A 14,754-nucleotide genomic window follows, 5' to 3' on the forward strand; every position below is an offset into this window, starting at 1 on the left:
TGGCTATATGCGGCTCCAACGGGAGATAAGAATGACGAATAGAATACCCGAAGAACAGGCACAGGAACTCTCTGATTGTATTGCAGAAAAATGCGTCGAAATGGGGCTTGAGCCAGACCAAATTTTAGATGGCTTGGCTCGTGTATTACTTGGTGCGACGAACGACTTAGGTGTTGAAGGCTTCGAGCTGAATATTGAAGATTTTGGTCGTTGTAGCGTTGAGTTAGATTAGCGCTACAACAACGCGCTTTGAACCGGTACTCGATAACGAATGAGAAAGACGTTTTCTTTCTCAAGTCGTCTACCGACCTTCACTGGGTAAGCTCTACGTAGGCCCCTTTCTCGATCCCCTCATAAGCGAATACCTCAAGGCGGCTGCACTGACTTTTCTTCAAAGACTCATGCGCTATGTATTCAGCGAGAAACTCAACGGTTGTATCTGTAGGTATGACCTCGCATTTACTTTTATGCACCAGCAATTCAAAGTCGCCTTCAGATGATGAATAGCTTGAATGGATAAACGTCTGATTCTCCACTTCAGTATGTTGCCAGCTTTGGTAGCCGTTGATGTCTTCTTCGGAGACCAGATAGATATCCTGCCAGCGTTTTTCCCAATGCCTCTGCAGTGAGTCAGACCTCACACCGTCCTCGTAAATTTCTATTTTTGAACGGTGGCCATGCACAATACGCTGGCAGTTGCCTTGGTGTTTTTTAAGGCCGTGAGAGTAGTGATAATAGGGGGCATCACCCAGTGCTTCAGTGCGTAAAACGATACTGACCTCTGTCACGTTAGCGGGCATCTTCGCAAGGATTTTGCGCTCTAGGTCTACCTGAATACAGGAGGCAGAGACTTCATCTTCATCGATGAAATAGAACGCATTCTCAGGCGCTTTTACCACAAAATTGTTTTCATTATCGAAGTCTGCAGTGACGGATGTGGTGTCGTTTTCCCTCACCACTTCGATGCCTGAACAGGTGGCAGGGATGATCAGTTTGTGGTCAGCAACCTCATCAATGATTGATTTAATGTGTTTTTTTACTAAGCCAAAATCAAAAATCATTGATTCATCATTCAGTGTGCCTTTGAGCGTGATGTCAACTAACCAGCTTTCACCAACCAGCCCGCGCGTTTTACTGGCAAAGCTTGAATCGATCACGGTAAAGCCTTTGATGAAAAGTGTTGACCACTGCGGTGATGACATTTTCTATTCCTGAGCACTAAAAATTTAAACAAAAAACACTGCGACGCTGGTTTGTGATGAACAGCGATGGAGCACGCATTCAGCGACACACAATGCAGTAGATGAACGATTGCCTTATCGGCTGGCTGTGTGTAAAAGTGTAAACCAATTTGGGGTGCCAAATACGGGGTGGGTGATGTTATAACATTTATGCAAACAGTCAAAGCTTGTGCGCGATTTAACCGCCTGATCGTGGCATTATCCTCTCAAATCGTCCCCACTGCTCCTTCTGTCTTACCGAATTGAGGCATTTTATTGCGCAAAACGACAGCGCAAAAGTCAACATGAAGAATTTTCATGTTCAAGATGAAATAAGACCAATATTAATCATGCAGCTATCCACGTATAAATTACCCATTGCTTAAATTTAAACGGAATACCAGTTGAACCCTGAAAACGCGACGAGGCGAAATCAAGAAAGCCTGCGCAGGTGATTGACTGAAGAAATGGGGTACGGAACGCGATGAATAACGAATTTACATTTTCTATCAAGAGCATCAGCCTCGATGAAAACTATCATCCCGCTGACAGCACGCGCATCACCACAAACTTCGCTAACCTTGCCAGAGGAGAAAGCCGTCAGCAAAACCTGCGTAACGCGCTCAACATGATTGATAACAGTTTCAACTCGCTTGCAAACTGGGATAACCCAAAAGGGGATCGTTATTCTGTCGAACTCGAAATTGTGTCAGTAGATATGAATATTCGAGGGGGCGACCTAAACTTTCCGTCAATCGAGATTCTGAAAACGCACATCGTGGACCACAAAACCGACGAGCGCATTGAAGGCATTGTCGGTAATAACTTCTCTTCTTACGTGCGTGATTACGATTTCAGTGTGCGCTTGCTTGAGCACAACAAAGACAAGCAGGGATTTAGCATCCCGGAAGACTTTGGTGACCTGCACGGCAAGCTGTTCAAACACTTTGTAAACTCCGAAGCGTTCAAACAGCACTTCAAAAAGTCACCGGTTATCTGCCTGAGCGTGTCAGACAACAAAACGTATCACCGTACTGAAAATCATCATCCAATTTTGGGTGCGGAATATACGCCAAATGAATCATCGCTGACAGAACAGTACTTTAAGAAGATGGGTCTTCAGGTGCGTTACTTCATGCCGCCAAACAGCGTTGCACCCTTAGCGTTCTTTTTCTTCGGTGACTTACTCAACGATTACACCAACCTTGAGCTGATCAGTACCATCAGCACCATGGGGACATTCCAAAAAATTTATCGCCCTGAGATTTATAACGCGAATGCGGCGGCGGGGAACGTTTACAAGCCGAATTTGAAGAATCAGGACCACTCGCTGACCCAAATAGTGTATGACCGTGAAGAGAGAAGCCAGCTAGCGGTTAAGCAAGGTAAGTTTGCTGAAGAGCACTTTATAAAGCCTTACCAAACTGTTTTGGAACACTGGTCTGCGAACTACGCGCTTTAATTCATCAAAATTAAAAGAAGCATTGATTATGAAAACATTATTACCGACGTCAACAGCAGGCAGTTTGCCAAAACCTTCTTGGCTGGCTCAACCCGAGAAACTATGGTCACCTTGGAAATTAGACGGTGAGGAACTCGTCGATGGCAAACACGATGCATTACGTGTATCACTGCAAGAGCAGCATAAAGCGGGCGTTGACATCGTCAGTGACGGTGAGCAAACCCGTCAGCACTTTGTGACCACGTTTATCGAACATTTGAGCGGCGTTGATTTCGAAAACCGCAAAACAGTGAAGATTCGTGACCGCTACGATGCCAGCGTACCAACAGTGGTTGGCCCTGTGTCTCGTCAAAAGCCTGTATTTGTGGAGGATGCCAAGTTTCTGCGTCAGCAAACAGACAAGCCTATCAAGTGGGCACTGCCTGGCCCGATGACGATGATTGATACGCTGTATGACGCGCACTATCAGAGCCGTGAAAAACTGGCATGGGAATTTGCCAAAATACTGAATCAGGAAGCCAAAGAGTTAGAAGCGGCGGGTGTTGATATCATCCAGTTTGATGAGCCTGCATTTAACGTTTTCTTTGACGAAGTGAACGAGTGGGGTATTGCCTGCCTGGAGAGAGCAATTGAAGGGTTGAAGTGCGAAACTGCTGTTCACATTTGTTACGGCTACGGCATCAAAGCTAACACCGACTGGAAGAAAACGCTGGGCTCTGAGTGGCGTCAATACGAAGAAGTTTTCCCGAAACTTCAGCAATCTAACATCGATATCATCTCGCTGGAGTGCCATAACTCGCGCGTGCCTATCGAGCTGCTTGAGCTGGTTCGAGGTAAGAAAGTGATGGTCGGTGCGATTGACGTAGCAACGGATGAGGTCGAAACCCCAGAGCAGGTTGCTGAAACGCTGAGAAAAGCGCTGCAATATGTTGATGCTGATAAGCTTTACCCTTGCACCAACTGCGGTATGGCACCTCTGTCACGCACCGTTGCACGAGGTAAGCTGAACGCTCTAAGTGCGGGCGCTGAGATTATTCGACGCGAACTTACTACTGAATCTTAAGTTATACCTTCGGGGGTTACCTTTTAGTTTTGGATATATTTTCATGACGTATTGGGTAGCCCTTATCTTATTTCATATTGTCCCAATACTCCTTTCCAAAGGGGCTTCTAAACGCCTAACTACTCCTACCAATCCGATAACTCTCTAACGCTATAGTTCTGAAAACAGTGGCTGAGTGTCTGTTTGTTTTCGGGGCTAATACCTGGATGAAAATCTCTTTGCCTTCTTCCAAAATACCCAAAGCTAAAATAGTATTTGGTATACGAGGGTAGGGTATATCATTTATTTACCCGGTATTTTCCAGAATATATTGTCAGATGAATGTTGCGAAGCAGAAGTACAGGGAATGTCTGAATTAAGTAAACAACAAAAAGCAACACTGGTTGAACAAGCTTTCGCACAGGGCAGTGCTGAGTATATTGCTGCGCGTCGGGCGATGGTTGCGGGCTTTGTGGAGAGGAATTACTCCTTTAAGGGCGCATTTGATATCAACCGCAAGGCATTCGGCGCAGATATGCTCAAAACTCCCGCCAATATCCTATGGACGCCGCCATACTTTCTTCTTTCTGGTCTTGGAAAATTGTCCCAGAAAGTCAGTAAAGGCAAGTTGGGCAAAGGTCTAAGCAAGCTGCCTAGTGGTTTTAAAACCGATGTAGAGCGAGAGATAAGCTGGCGCATACACAACCAACTGCTTGAGCTTCCCTATGTCGACGGTGAGTTGAGTTGTGAGAGAAATGCGCTGTTTGAAAACATTCTCAACCAAGACTGCCTGCAAGATGTTTTCTCAGAAAGCTTTGAGATTATTGCTGAGCTGGTAAACGACGAGGCTGGGAAGCAAGCGCTTGAAGATAAGCTCTGCCAGTATGTTGATAGCCGCAAAGCGGCCTCAGAGCTCTCGTCTGTATTGTTGTCAGTAGCGGCAGGGTACGCGGCGAATAAAAGTGTTAGCTTGGGGCGTTGAGTCTGGGCAGTACACTGGCATCCACCATTGCCTACCATTCTGCTGTTTCCTCTTTTGCCTTTGGTAACACCTTGGGTGCTATGTATTATTCTGTGATTCCGGCGTCTGCCACTAAGGCGACGCTGGCGTTGAGCACGGGTGGCGTCGCTGTCGCGCTAGGCATTGTCGCCTCATACACCGGTATGCTCACTGATCCTCTACAAAAGTCATTAGGCTGGCATGACAAGAAGCTCAACAAGCTGATTGATTCACTGGAGCAGCAGCTTTGCGCCGAGAGCGACAGCGCGCTTAGCTACAAAGACAGCTATGTTGCGCGGATTCTTGATTTGGCAGACTTATTGTTGCAAGTCTCCATCAAGCTTCGATAACTCTCTTAGGCAATAGTATGACGGCGTGAAGCATTGATGGGCGTTAGCGCCGTCATATTCTGCTACGCAGATTGTTCATTCCTTCCAAACGCATTCACGATCCGCCATACCGCACCAGACAGCAAAAACAGCGCTGCCGATGTACATACGATCGTCGGCCCTGTTGGTGTATCAAACATGTAGGAAGCTTGCAGGCCGCCTAAGCTGGCTGTGCCAGCAATGATCACTGCCACTACCGCCATAACTTCAGGGGTTTTACTGAGCGGCCTTGCAGTGGCTGCGGGGATAATCAACATAGCAGCGATTAATAGTGCGCCGACGACTTTTATCGCCACAGCCACAACGATTGCCAACGCAATGGTAAGAATAAACTGCTCACGCTTGGGCGAGAATCCACTGGCATGGGCCAAATCAGGATTCATGGTAGACAGCAAAAGTCCAGACCAACGCGAGGCGATGAGTGTGATGACAATGGCGGCTCCTACCCATATGACCAGCAAATCATTTGTACTTACCGACAAGATATCGCCGAAGAGATACGCCATCAGATCAATGCGAACGCCGGAGAGAAAAGAGACGGCGACGAGCCCAACCGCCAATGAGGAGTGAGCCATCACCCCAAGCATAGTATCCATCGCGAAACAGCGGCCACTGAGCGAAGTGACTAAAATCGCCATCAGTAACGATACAACTAATGGCCCTGCAAACATGGGGGCGGAAAAGGTCAGTGAGAGTGCAATACCCAAGACTGCAGCGTGAGCGGTGGCATCACCAAAATATGCCATTCTTCGCCAGACAACAAAGCATCCGAGAGGAGCCGCCGCCAGTGCGACACCTAAACCTGCGAATGCAGCGCGAACAAGGAAGTCATCAAACAAACCATCAAACATGAGGCACATCCTTTCTGCCAAATTCAAAAACATTATCAGCAGGTTGCTGTTCTTTATGCAGATAAAGCGCCGTTTCACTCTCATTTTCAAAACCAAAGAGTGCATGATATTCGGGCGTAGCGCTTACCGCTTCAGGTTTACCCTGACAGCAGATGTGTCCATTCAAACAAATAACTCGGTCTGTTTTTCTCATGACGACATGCAGCTCATGACTCACCATGATTATTGCGCAATTGAGCTCTTGTCTCACTGCTTCAATTTGTCGGTAAAAACCGATAGAGCTCGATGATCCAATCCTTGTGTGGCTTCATCCAGTAAGAGCAGATCGGGCTTACCCAGCAGTGCTCTCGCCAAAAGAACGCGCTGAAACTGACCGCCAGAGAGTGACATAACCTGTTGCTGGTCAAGGCTGAAACGCCCGCGTGATCCAGCGCAGTATCAATGTCTTTTTTTGAATGTGTATTCGGCAAACTCATAAACCGTCTGACGGTCATGGGGAGAGTTTCATCAATATGAAGAGTTTGTGGAACATAACCAATCCGTAGGTCTGAGAGGCGGTTTACTTTTCCCTCAGAGCTTGGAATTGCGCCTATTAACGCACGAAGCAATGTTGATTTCCCTGAGCCGTTGGGGCCAATGATTGTCAGTATTTCCCCGCGTTCCACACTCATACAAATGTTATCGAGGATCCGTCTCTTGCCAATGTTTACAGATAATGCGTCGGTAGAAATCAACATAAAAAGGTCATCAGATCGCTGAAATTATTCAAAGTCATATTCACATATTATTTCGATATGTTATAACATAACACTTATGATTTCCAACGAACGTCTGTTCACACCTACTTTATCTGTCATGGAGGACACACTGATGCGTCTACTGCGCGTTTCCGGCCTAATATCAAGCGTACTTTTATCCAGCTCTGCTCTGGCCAGCTCACCGAATGTCGCGGTAGATATTGCACCGGTTCACTCGCTCGTCAGTCAGGTAATGGAAGGTGTGGGTTCTCCTGCTCTGCTTATTCAACCTGAAGCCTCACCGCATGACTACTCACTCAGGCCCTCTGAGGCCCGTGCATTGGCAAATGCTGATGTGGTGTTTTGGATGAGCGAAGGGTTGACCCCGTGGCTTGAAAAATCGCTTGATACGCTGGCCGAGAAAGCTGAAAAAGTTGAAATGCTTGAGGTTAAAGGCACGACCACTTATGCCTTCCGTGAGGGGGCAACATTTGAAGCGCATGATCATCATGGAGATGAAGAGCATCACGGAGAAGAAGCGCATCATGGGAAGGGACATCATGATGACCATGGCGATGATCACCATAGCGAAAAGAATCATCATGACGATCATGACAAACATGCTTATCATGATGAACACAAAGACGGTCATCATGATAAGCATGACGATGATCACCATGACAAGCACGCTAAACACCACGACGACCATCATGATGAACACAATCACGAGGGCGAAGACCCACATGCGTGGTTGGACCCAGTGAATGCCAAAGTGTGGGTGGAGAAAATCAGAGATGTACTGAGTGCTAACGACCCGCAAAACGCTGCAACCTACAAACAAAATGCAGACAATGCTCTGAAGCGTCTGGACAACCTCATTGCAAAAATTGATAAGGAAACAGACGCACTTAACAAACTGAACTTCATCGTATTCCACGACGCGTATCAATACTTTGAGCGCAGATTTGACGTTGTTGCGTCTGGGGCTATCTCTCTTGGCGATGCGCAAGACCCAAGTGCAGCCCGTGTTGCTAAAATCCGTGACCTCGTGAAAGACCTCAGTATCACCTGTGTATTCTCTGAGCCACAATACAACCCAGGGCTGGTCAACAGTGTCTTTGAAGGAACCACGGTAAAAAATGTTGGCGTGATGGATCCTCTTGGCGCAAACATTGAAGCAGGCTCAGAGCAATACGAGCAGCTTCTCGGCAATATGCTGCGCAGCCTGACCGAATGTCAGTCGTAACCACTCGTTTTGTTGGTAGAAGAGTTGAGGTATCTAGGTGCCTCAACTCCCTTCTGATGCTGAATGTTCCGGGAAAAGTCGAAACGCACTTTATCGATATTCCAACGCAACACTTTTTCTTTCCAACAACGAGCTTTCACCTTTAAATTGGAGGCCAGTTCATGAGTAATGCATTAGTTCTTGAAAATAACGCTATCGATAATACTTCTCTCGTAAATAGTGAACTCGCAAACCCAGACCTTAAAAGCGTAAACCACGCTACACCTCCGCATAATGGTGTAATTGGCGATGATCCGGTTGTGCTCGCTAATATTTATGAGCAGGCGTTAAATATTGCTGTTTGGCAACGGCAACTGACCCCTGAAACACAACAAGCTGTCGCAGACTTGGTTGCTGGCCACCCTATTTTTCGTTCATCGATGACATTACGCGTCGATGATGCGCTCACTGGGCTTATTGATGAACTGCAATACAAAGAACCGACAAATCATCTTGCTAGAGATATTGCGCAGCTTGTAGATATGTTCGGTTGTTTATTTGAGCTCACGCGCGTCGGTATTAGAATTACAGTCCTGAGCAAGGCAATGTGTCCGAAATTTCATGTTGATAATGTACCGTGTCGGTTAGTGACAACCTATGTTGGCGACGCAACAGAGTGGTTGCCTAATAAGGGGATCGACCGAACAAAACTTGGTCATGGCAGTGAGGGACGGGCCGACCATGAATCTGGACTCTACAACCATCAGCGTGATATTCAACAGCTTAATGCAGGTGATATTGCGCTATTGAAAGGCGAGCGATGGGAAGGTAATGAGGATACAGGTTTAATTCATCGTTCCCCCGTTTTAAAAGAAGGTGACGCTAGGCTTTTGGTGACGCTTGATTTTAGTGGCTAGGCTCTCACCCCTTTAGGTAAAGCTGATTTATTATGATGGGAAAATGATGTTTGATGGATAAATTCATGAACGTTAAATCGTTAGCTCACAGTATATTCGCCCTATTTTTATTGGCATTCAGCAGTACCAGCGTTCAGGCGCATCCCCATAACTGGATAGACCTGAAATCCAGATTCATCTTGGATGATGAAGGACGCCTGACGCAGGTTAAACAGCGTTGGGAGTTTGATGATTATTTCTCGATGATGACCTTAGCCGACATTGTCACTGAGCATGGCAGCGAGGAAGAGGGGCTACCTAAAATGGCAGATCAGATGATCGAAAACCTCTCCAAGTATGGCTACTTTTCGGTGTTGGCTTTTGAAGGTCAGAAGTTAACTCTGAACAAGCCGCAAGAATATCAGCTTATCGCTCACAAGAAAGATGGGCAGCCCATTCTTGAATTACAAATGCTGTTCGACGTCGAGGACTCGTTTCCCATCCGTAACAAGACGATTTCCTGGCAGGTTTATGACCCTACCTACTTCATTGCGATGAATCATACCAAAGACGACAGTATTGAGTTTATTGGCGGTAAGGCGACTAAGTGTGCATCTGACATAAAACAGCCTGAACCTTCTGATGATCTCACTGCCTACGCGCTTAGTCTTGACCGAACCCAGAAAGAGACTGACGGGTTAGGCGAGAAATTTGCTGAAACTGTCTTTATACATTGTTCTTAATCCAGTGGTTATTATCTTACGTTCTGACGAGTGGTCATTATGAAATCCTCAAGTGCTTCGGTTCAACACCTCAATGCTGGCATGGTCTCAAAGCTCATTTTCGCCGTTCTTGTACTTTGTGGTGCCGTGTTCACATATAGTCAGTGGGGAGCCGTTATCACCACGATTATTGAGTGGCAAAAAACACTCCACATCATGCTGGCGAACCACATCAGTGCGGTGTCTGAAAACCCTTGGAAGTTCGGTGGTGCACTCATTGGACTCAGCTTCGCCTATGGGGTGTTTCACGCTGTCGGTCCTGGGCACGGTAAGGCCGTAATTGTAACGTATTTGGGGACCAATAAAGAGAGCCTTTGGAAGGGCATAAGCATTTCTCTTGCAGCAGCTATTATGCAGTCTTTCGTCGCTATTGCGCTGGTGAGCGGGTTGGCGAGAGTCCTCAAATTTAGAATGGCAGAAGTGCACAATTACGGTAACGATGTTGCTCTTGCCAGCTACATATTGGTGATTTTACTGGGCGTGATGTTGGTCATCACTGCAATATCACGACTGGTCAAACTTTGGCGTGGAGAGCGTCAACAGCATTCTGTTCGTGCAGGAGAACATTCTCATGACCACTCCCATGGTCACGATTCTACTCACCACCATCAACACCACCATGATCATAAACATGATGACCATGCCCACAACCATGCTCATGATGCGGGCTGCGGTTGTTCTCATACGCATGTGCCGGAGGAAAACCAATCGATTTGGCAAACCTTGGTGGTTATTTTTTCTATGGGATTTCGACCATGTTCAGGCGCGATTGTCGTATTAATTTACGCTCACCTCGTTGGTGTTTACTTTTACGGCGTCGGGGCGACTTTAATGATGGGTCTGGGAACAGGCCTGTCGGTCAGTTTGCTTGCAGTCGCGACCTTATATGCCCGTTCATGGATAGAACGATTTGTAACGCGTTCCGGTGAGATGAGTGAGCATAAACATCTATCGCTCAGTAACTATGTTCGCTTTGCGGGCGGTATTGTTCTGATGTTGCTGGGCTGGAGTTTGTATCGCGCTGCTTCAGCTGTTGCGTCTGGCCACCCTCTATTTTGAGTAAAAAGGGTACGAGCGTACCCTTTTGTTTTTCCGATTTCGCGCGCTATTTTTCTTGAATCAATTCACCCTGAAAATGGATTGATGACTCTCCTTCCAGCACGGTCAGAAACTCATTAAAAGAGACAATATCTTCTGCGGCTACCCATTGAGCAGCGATATCTAATGTTGTTGTCACCTTGAGCTTTCCCTCACCTTTTTGTTCTGTTTCTCTGATGAGTGAACCAAAATGATGATTCAGTGAGAGTGTTGGAGGCAGTATTTTTAAACGCCAAAGGTCATTCAGGTCATATTCGTATTCAGACTCTAGCTTTATTCCACTGAAATACTCATCAAAGTCTTTATTTTGCAAACGCATATCTTTCAGCTCTTTCTTTATCCATGCGTCGTTCTCTGTGTAGACAAGAGGCTGATCAATATCTAAAAACGCTGGCAACGTATTTTCTGAAATAATTTTCAGCTTAAAGTCCATGTCGTCAACACCCGACCACAGAAACTCTGGCTCAGACAAGCTTGTCACTGCGTCTGTATATTCATCGACAAGGTACTCGTGCTTCTCCTTATCGTTTCTTGTCATCAAGTAGCTGCGATAATAGGCAGCGTATTCCCCAGAATACTCTCTGGTTTGTCGTTCATATTGCCCTCCCTTTTCATCAAACAAGCTTGCCGCTTTGTTTTTCATTTGCCATCTGTGAGCACTGATTGGCATTCGGTGAGGAATGTATTCTGGATCAACGGGCAAACTCACTTTCCCCTGAATCCAGTTTGGCGTCACTTGCCAGTTCGTCGTGTTATCTGTCGGGTCGAGACAGTATTCTTGTCTGCCGAGCGTGAAGCAGGCAACGATATGGTCAAAGGCGGTCATGGAAGGTAGCAGCAGAGTGGATGGGTAAGCCCGTTTTGTGGCGACCAAGCGTAGCTTCCCTTCAATGCCTATTTTGTTCAGCATTGCCAGAAGTAGGGTGGACTTGTCCTTACAATCCCCATAACGATTTTTGATTGTGTGGCCTATGGTGTGAGGGGTGACGGCATGCCCGGTTTCAGACATTGAGATATAGCGAATATCCCGGGCGACAAAATCCAATATCGCATTAATTTTGTCGCTCTGATCGCTGAGCTCTGCGGTGAGGTCTGAGACCAAACCATCCAACCCTTCGATATTATCTTTGGCTTTTTGCATGTATACCGCAGTGCGCTCGGAGACTTCCTGCCAGTTATCGAGGCCACCCAGTGCTACTTTACCGATATGATCACGCCACATGATGTTGTCATCACCCTCGAAAGCCGGAATTGATTGTCCCTTACACGTCAACGAGCGTGCGTCTTCGCTACATTCAACTTGTGTGCCTTGTTGTTTCCAGCGTTTCTGGGTGTCACCGAGCCAATTAACCTGTAACGAGAAATCGTTTATAACGTAGTTGTTCTCCGTCCAGATACTGGTCGCCCAGTCCATCTCTTGGGCATTACGGTCCGTAATAACATTGAACTTAACAATAGAGAGCCCGCCTTGCTCCAAAGCTGGGAGAGGCATAACAAGCTCTTGCCCGTCAGTAAAGGTGTTGTATGAATCTGTGTCTCGTAACCGGGCACTATCAGGCTAAACGTTGTCAACGTGCCTCTAGGGCTGACTGAAGAGGCAGAGAGGACAGTCACACGTTCCGTGTTTCGATTAAAGTAAATGCTTTGGCTGCCATAGTCTTCGATATCGGTGAACTTTGGATAGTAGTTAATTATTGTGATTGTCTTTGAGACTTCTTCATCCTTGATATCAAACTCATAGCGCCGCAAAACTTGATGCATTACATCGGGCTTTTTGGCTTCCGCCAAGTATTTCTCTGCGATTGCTTTGTCGTCGATACCGACATTAAGTTGCCAGTCAATGAGATCGGTTTGTTGAGCGGATAACGCTGTACTGACCAGAAGCAGCCCAAACAGGGAGACAGTGATATTTTTCATTTTGCTTGAAACTCCCAGATCATGTTCGACATCATCTGCTCGATGTCTCTTCTCGTGTGTTTTTCGAAGTCTGCATTTATCACTAACTCGGCAATACCTTGCTGACTTTCTGCGATAGCGTGGTAAGACAGATTCTTTTCTAAAAAGGCTTCAGAGTGGCAAATAATTACGGCTTTGATTAGAAACGTGCGAGTAATGAAGCGTCTTTTCTCGTGACACTTCGCATCTGAGAATTCATCCAGAAACGTGTTTTGACGGAAGCGAGTTTGCTCGTTGAGTGATGTGCCTTTCTCGTGCCAAAAGGTAATTGCATGCGCGCCGTATGACGAATGAACAAATTCTACATCACTGCTGCCGTCTGACACCGTACCTTTCTTAACACGATGCCAGTCATCACTGTCCAACTGGAGGGTATAGTGCCCTTGCGCTTGTCGATATATGTCACCACTTTGATACGACTCCAATGAACCCCATATATGTGACTGTTGATATATCGCTACTGTCCAGCCAACGGCTAACAGCCCACCGACAACAACAAGCCATATCCATTTTATCGTTGTGATGATCCCGTTATTGGCCTTGAACTCGACGTTGGGTAAACATCGTTTTACCCGGTCCAGTTGGTTCACGATAAGTGAAAAGGAGAATATCCAGATAGGGTAGACAGCCAAGTTTAACCAATCATAACCGATTGAAACTGCGCTAAGTATGCTGGCGAGGCTTGCGACAAAACCAACGAATGATGCTAGGTAACAGACTCCGTAACTTATCGATTTCAACTGATGCTTTTGTTCTGCTGAACGAAAGCCACGAAACAGAAAATACTGAGCAATAGGTTGGAAGATATAAAGCAAAGGCATAAAGAGCCAAAGTGCCGGAGTGAATCGTTTTTTATCTATCGTATTAAGCTCTTTGGTAACTTTGTAAAACCGATACGCGGAATAGAGACCGAGGCCGGAAAACTGCAGCAAGAACTCCCAAAACAGATTTCTTGGTCGTGAGAGCTTGATGGGGTCTGGTTTTATTTCTGTTTGAGTTTCAATATTTTCTTTTTTTAATTCGGGTGGCTTTTCTATTGTATCGAGCATTCAGTTACCTTCATTCTGTCATCACAGCAGTAATCTCTTTTCGAGTGTGCGCTGTGAAACTCGATGTTATCAAAGCACGTTTGGTCGCTATGCGGTTTCGTCTGTGCCTTTAGAGACTTATCACATGAGGAGTAATGAAATGATTAGGCCTTTGAACTTCTGCACATTGATAACTTTATAATAATTGCTCTTAGTTCTATCAATTGGAATGGAAGCTTATGATGCAGGAACTTCAGAATGTAGCGTGTCGGGTCTTCGAAAAGTCAGAGCGCCCAACTGAGCTGCCATTTTCCATTTATACATCTGAAAGCCTGCAAGATATTAAAAATGTTCCGGTACTCAAGCCATTATTGATTTTGGTTTTGAGTGGAATAAAAGAGTTGGGGACACAAAGAGAAATAGTATGCTCGGCAGGCGAGTTTATTTTCCTCTCAAACAGCTTGGATATTGATATGAAAAATATTCCAGCAGGCCAAGGTTACCGGGCCATTTTAATTGAGTTTGAGACGAGTGATTTTACGCAGTTTACAGTCCAGCCAGAGCGTCCTGTTAACGGGCTACATTATTCAAAAGGGAAACTGAACCAAGTTCTTTTCCAATCTATTTATCAGTTTGTCGAAATAGCAAGTTCACTTCCGCCTGAAGTGCAACATTTTCGCCGTCAAGAATTACTTCAACTCATGGTCCTGAGTGGCTTCGATTGGGTACCCCAAATGGCTGCCCAGTTTATCTTGAGTCATAAAGTCAGTGAGATTATCCAAAGAGATATAGCCGCCGAAATCAATGCAGAACAAATGGCTGATGAACTTATGATGAGTGAGTCGACCTTGCGGCGAAAACTCAAAGAGGAGGGGACGTCGGTTTCTACTCTTCGCAGCCGGATAAGGTTGGGTAAGGGGCTGCATTTACTGCAAACCACATCGATACAAATTGGTCGAATTGCTGAGTGCTGTGGGTACCAGTCGCAATCCAGATTTACGGACCAGTTCAAACGCCTTTTCGGTATGACACCAAGAGAGTTGCTTAAAACAAGAATGCCCGATTAGG

General features: G+C 46.1%; 16 protein-coding genes and 1 pseudogene. 10 read left to right on the forward strand and 7 right to left on the reverse strand.

What is annotated here, in order from left to right; genetic code table 11:
* Nucleotides 1–31: 31 nt before the first annotated feature.
* Complete coding sequence (locus CS022_RS06480; protein WP_129121607.1) at nucleotides 32–232, forward strand: hypothetical protein; 201 nt, start codon at nucleotides 32–34, stop codon at nucleotides 230–232.
* A gap of 79 nt (nucleotides 233–311) precedes the next feature.
* Here the strand turns inward: CS022_RS06480 and CS022_RS06485 are convergent, their stop codons facing one another.
* On the reverse strand, nucleotides 312–1,202 hold the full coding sequence (locus CS022_RS06485; protein ID WP_129121608.1) for a 6-carboxytetrahydropterin synthase: 891 nt from the start codon (nucleotides 1,200–1,202) through the stop codon (nucleotides 312–314).
* Between the two features lie 502 nt (nucleotides 1,203–1,704).
* Here CS022_RS06485 and CS022_RS06490 point away from each other — a divergent pair.
* From CS022_RS06490 to CS022_RS06505, 4 genes are all read left to right on the forward strand, one after another.
* Nucleotides 1,705–2,682 carry a DUF1852 domain-containing protein gene (locus CS022_RS06490; RefSeq protein WP_129121609.1) on the forward strand — a complete coding sequence of 326 codons (978 nt, stop codon included), beginning with the start codon at nucleotides 1,705–1,707 and terminating at the stop codon, nucleotides 2,680–2,682.
* A 28-nt stretch (nucleotides 2,683–2,710) separates the two neighbouring features.
* Nucleotides 2,711–3,745, forward strand: coding sequence for a methionine synthase (locus CS022_RS06495; RefSeq protein ID WP_129121610.1), 1,035 nt, complete (start codon nucleotides 2,711–2,713; stop codon nucleotides 3,743–3,745).
* Nucleotides 3,746–4,091: 346 nt separating this feature from the next.
* A complete protein-coding gene (locus tag CS022_RS06500; protein ID WP_129121611.1) occupies nucleotides 4,092–4,706 on the forward strand; it encodes a DUF6635 family protein in 615 nt (204 codons plus the stop codon).
* Entirely contained in the window at nucleotides 4,703–5,074 is a 372-nt protein-coding gene (locus tag CS022_RS06505; protein ID WP_129121612.1) for a DUF6635 family protein, read from the forward strand. The genes CS022_RS06500 and CS022_RS06505 overlap by 4 nt, the downstream gene beginning before the upstream one ends.
* A 62-nt stretch (nucleotides 5,075–5,136) precedes the next feature.
* Here CS022_RS06505 and CS022_RS06510 read toward each other — a convergent pair whose 3' ends face one another.
* The 3 genes and pseudogenes from CS022_RS06510 to CS022_RS26045 form a co-directional block, all read right to left on the reverse strand.
* Entirely contained in the window at nucleotides 5,137–5,964 is an 828-nt protein-coding gene (locus CS022_RS06510; protein WP_235869299.1) for a metal ABC transporter permease, read from the reverse strand.
* Nucleotides 5,957–6,157, reverse strand: a complete 201-nt coding sequence (locus tag CS022_RS26040) for an ATP-binding cassette domain-containing protein (RefSeq protein ID WP_161569586.1) — start codon at nucleotides 6,155–6,157, stop codon at nucleotides 5,957–5,959. Before CS022_RS26040 ends, CS022_RS06510 begins: the two co-directional genes overlap by 8 nt.
* Before the next feature lie 53 nt (nucleotides 6,158–6,210).
* A pseudogene (locus CS022_RS26045) lies at nucleotides 6,211–6,701 on the reverse strand (ATP-binding cassette domain-containing protein).
* Between the two features lie 133 nt (nucleotides 6,702–6,834).
* Between CS022_RS26045 and CS022_RS06520 the strand changes: the two are divergent.
* The 4 genes from CS022_RS06520 (at nucleotide 6,835) to CS022_RS06535 (ending at nucleotide 10,663) form a co-directional block, all read left to right on the forward strand.
* Nucleotides 6,835–7,947 (forward strand): zinc ABC transporter substrate-binding protein, encoded by a 1,113-nt coding sequence (locus tag CS022_RS06520; RefSeq protein WP_129121613.1) that lies wholly within the window; start codon nucleotides 6,835–6,837, stop codon nucleotides 7,945–7,947.
* Nucleotides 7,948–8,108: 161 nt separating this feature from the next.
* The gene (locus CS022_RS06525) at nucleotides 8,109–8,843 is read left to right on the forward strand and encodes a DUF1826 domain-containing protein (protein ID WP_129121614.1); all 735 of its coding nucleotides are present in this window, start codon (nucleotides 8,109–8,111) and stop codon (nucleotides 8,841–8,843) included.
* Nucleotides 8,844–8,908: 65 nt separating this feature from the next.
* The gene (locus tag CS022_RS06530) at nucleotides 8,909–9,565 is read left to right on the forward strand and encodes a DUF1007 family protein (RefSeq protein ID WP_161569588.1); all 657 of its coding nucleotides are present in this window, start codon (nucleotides 8,909–8,911) and stop codon (nucleotides 9,563–9,565) included.
* Between the two features lie 39 nt (nucleotides 9,566–9,604).
* On the forward strand, nucleotides 9,605–10,663 hold the full coding sequence (locus tag CS022_RS06535) for a nickel/cobalt transporter (RefSeq protein ID WP_268967870.1): 1,059 nt from the start codon (nucleotides 9,605–9,607) through the stop codon (nucleotides 10,661–10,663).
* Between the two features lie 46 nt (nucleotides 10,664–10,709).
* Here CS022_RS06535 and CS022_RS06540 read toward each other — a convergent pair whose 3' ends face one another.
* Genes CS022_RS06540 through CS022_RS06545 form a run of 3 tightly spaced genes read right to left on the reverse strand, consistent with a single transcriptional unit; the run spans nucleotide 10,710 to nucleotide 13,707 of the window.
* Nucleotides 10,710–12,116 (reverse strand): transglutaminase-like domain-containing protein, encoded by a 1,407-nt coding sequence (locus CS022_RS06540; RefSeq protein WP_328590323.1) that lies wholly within the window; start codon nucleotides 12,114–12,116, stop codon nucleotides 10,710–10,712.
* A complete protein-coding gene (locus tag CS022_RS26050) occupies nucleotides 12,071–12,619 on the reverse strand; it encodes a hypothetical protein (RefSeq protein WP_235869300.1) in 549 nt (182 codons plus the stop codon). The genes CS022_RS06540 and CS022_RS26050 overlap by 46 nt, the downstream gene beginning before the upstream one ends.
* Nucleotides 12,616–13,707 (reverse strand): hypothetical protein, encoded by a 1,092-nt coding sequence (locus CS022_RS06545; RefSeq protein ID WP_129121617.1) that lies wholly within the window; start codon nucleotides 13,705–13,707, stop codon nucleotides 12,616–12,618. Before CS022_RS06545 ends, CS022_RS26050 begins: the two co-directional genes overlap by 4 nt.
* A gap of 218 nt (nucleotides 13,708–13,925) precedes the next feature.
* Here CS022_RS06545 and CS022_RS06550 point away from each other — a divergent pair, with 218 nt between their 5' ends.
* Entirely contained in the window at nucleotides 13,926–14,753 is an 828-nt protein-coding gene (locus tag CS022_RS06550) for a helix-turn-helix transcriptional regulator (protein WP_201746230.1), read from the forward strand.
* Nucleotide 14,754 lies beyond the last annotated feature (1 nt).

It is taken from the genome of Veronia nyctiphanis, from assembly GCF_004116385.1.
Taxonomy (GTDB): Bacteria; Pseudomonadota; Gammaproteobacteria; order Enterobacterales; family Vibrionaceae; genus Veronia; species Veronia nyctiphanis.

Coding starts and splice junctions, on each gene's coding strand:
- CS022_RS06540 (WP_328590323.1), bottom strand. CDS start 12,116: ATGGACTGGGCGACCAGTATCTGGACGGAGAACAACTACGTTATAAAC.
- CS022_RS06545 (WP_129121617.1), bottom strand. CDS start 13,707: ATGCTCGATACAATAGAAAAGCCACCCGAATTAAAAAAAGAAAATATT.
- CS022_RS26050 (WP_235869300.1), bottom strand. CDS start 12,619: ATGAAAAATATCACTGTCTCCCTGTTTGGGCTGCTTCTGGTCAGTACA.
- CS022_RS26040 (WP_161569586.1), bottom strand. CDS start 6,157: ATGAGAAAAACAGACCGAGTTATTTGTTTGAATGGACACATCTGCTGT.
- CS022_RS06525 (WP_129121614.1), top strand. CDS start 8,109: ATGAGTAATGCATTAGTTCTTGAAAATAACGCTATCGATAATACTTCT.
- CS022_RS06530 (WP_161569588.1), top strand. CDS start 8,909: ATGAACGTTAAATCGTTAGCTCACAGTATATTCGCCCTATTTTTATTG.
- CS022_RS06510 (WP_235869299.1), bottom strand. CDS start 5,964: ATGTTTGATGGTTTGTTTGATGACTTCCTTGTTCGCGCTGCATTCGCA.
- CS022_RS06550 (WP_201746230.1), top strand. CDS start 13,926: ATGATGCAGGAACTTCAGAATGTAGCGTGTCGGGTCTTCGAAAAGTCA.
- CS022_RS06490 (WP_129121609.1), top strand. CDS start 1,705: ATGAATAACGAATTTACATTTTCTATCAAGAGCATCAGCCTCGATGAA.
- CS022_RS06480 (WP_129121607.1), top strand. CDS start 32: ATGACGAATAGAATACCCGAAGAACAGGCACAGGAACTCTCTGATTGT.
- CS022_RS06485 (WP_129121608.1), bottom strand. CDS start 1,202: ATGTCATCACCGCAGTGGTCAACACTTTTCATCAAAGGCTTTACCGTG.
- CS022_RS06535 (WP_268967870.1), top strand. CDS start 9,605: ATGAAATCCTCAAGTGCTTCGGTTCAACACCTCAATGCTGGCATGGTC.
- CS022_RS06495 (WP_129121610.1), top strand. CDS start 2,711: ATGAAAACATTATTACCGACGTCAACAGCAGGCAGTTTGCCAAAACCT.
- CS022_RS06520 (WP_129121613.1), top strand. CDS start 6,835: ATGCGTCTACTGCGCGTTTCCGGCCTAATATCAAGCGTACTTTTATCC.
- CS022_RS06500 (WP_129121611.1), top strand. CDS start 4,092: ATGTCTGAATTAAGTAAACAACAAAAAGCAACACTGGTTGAACAAGCT.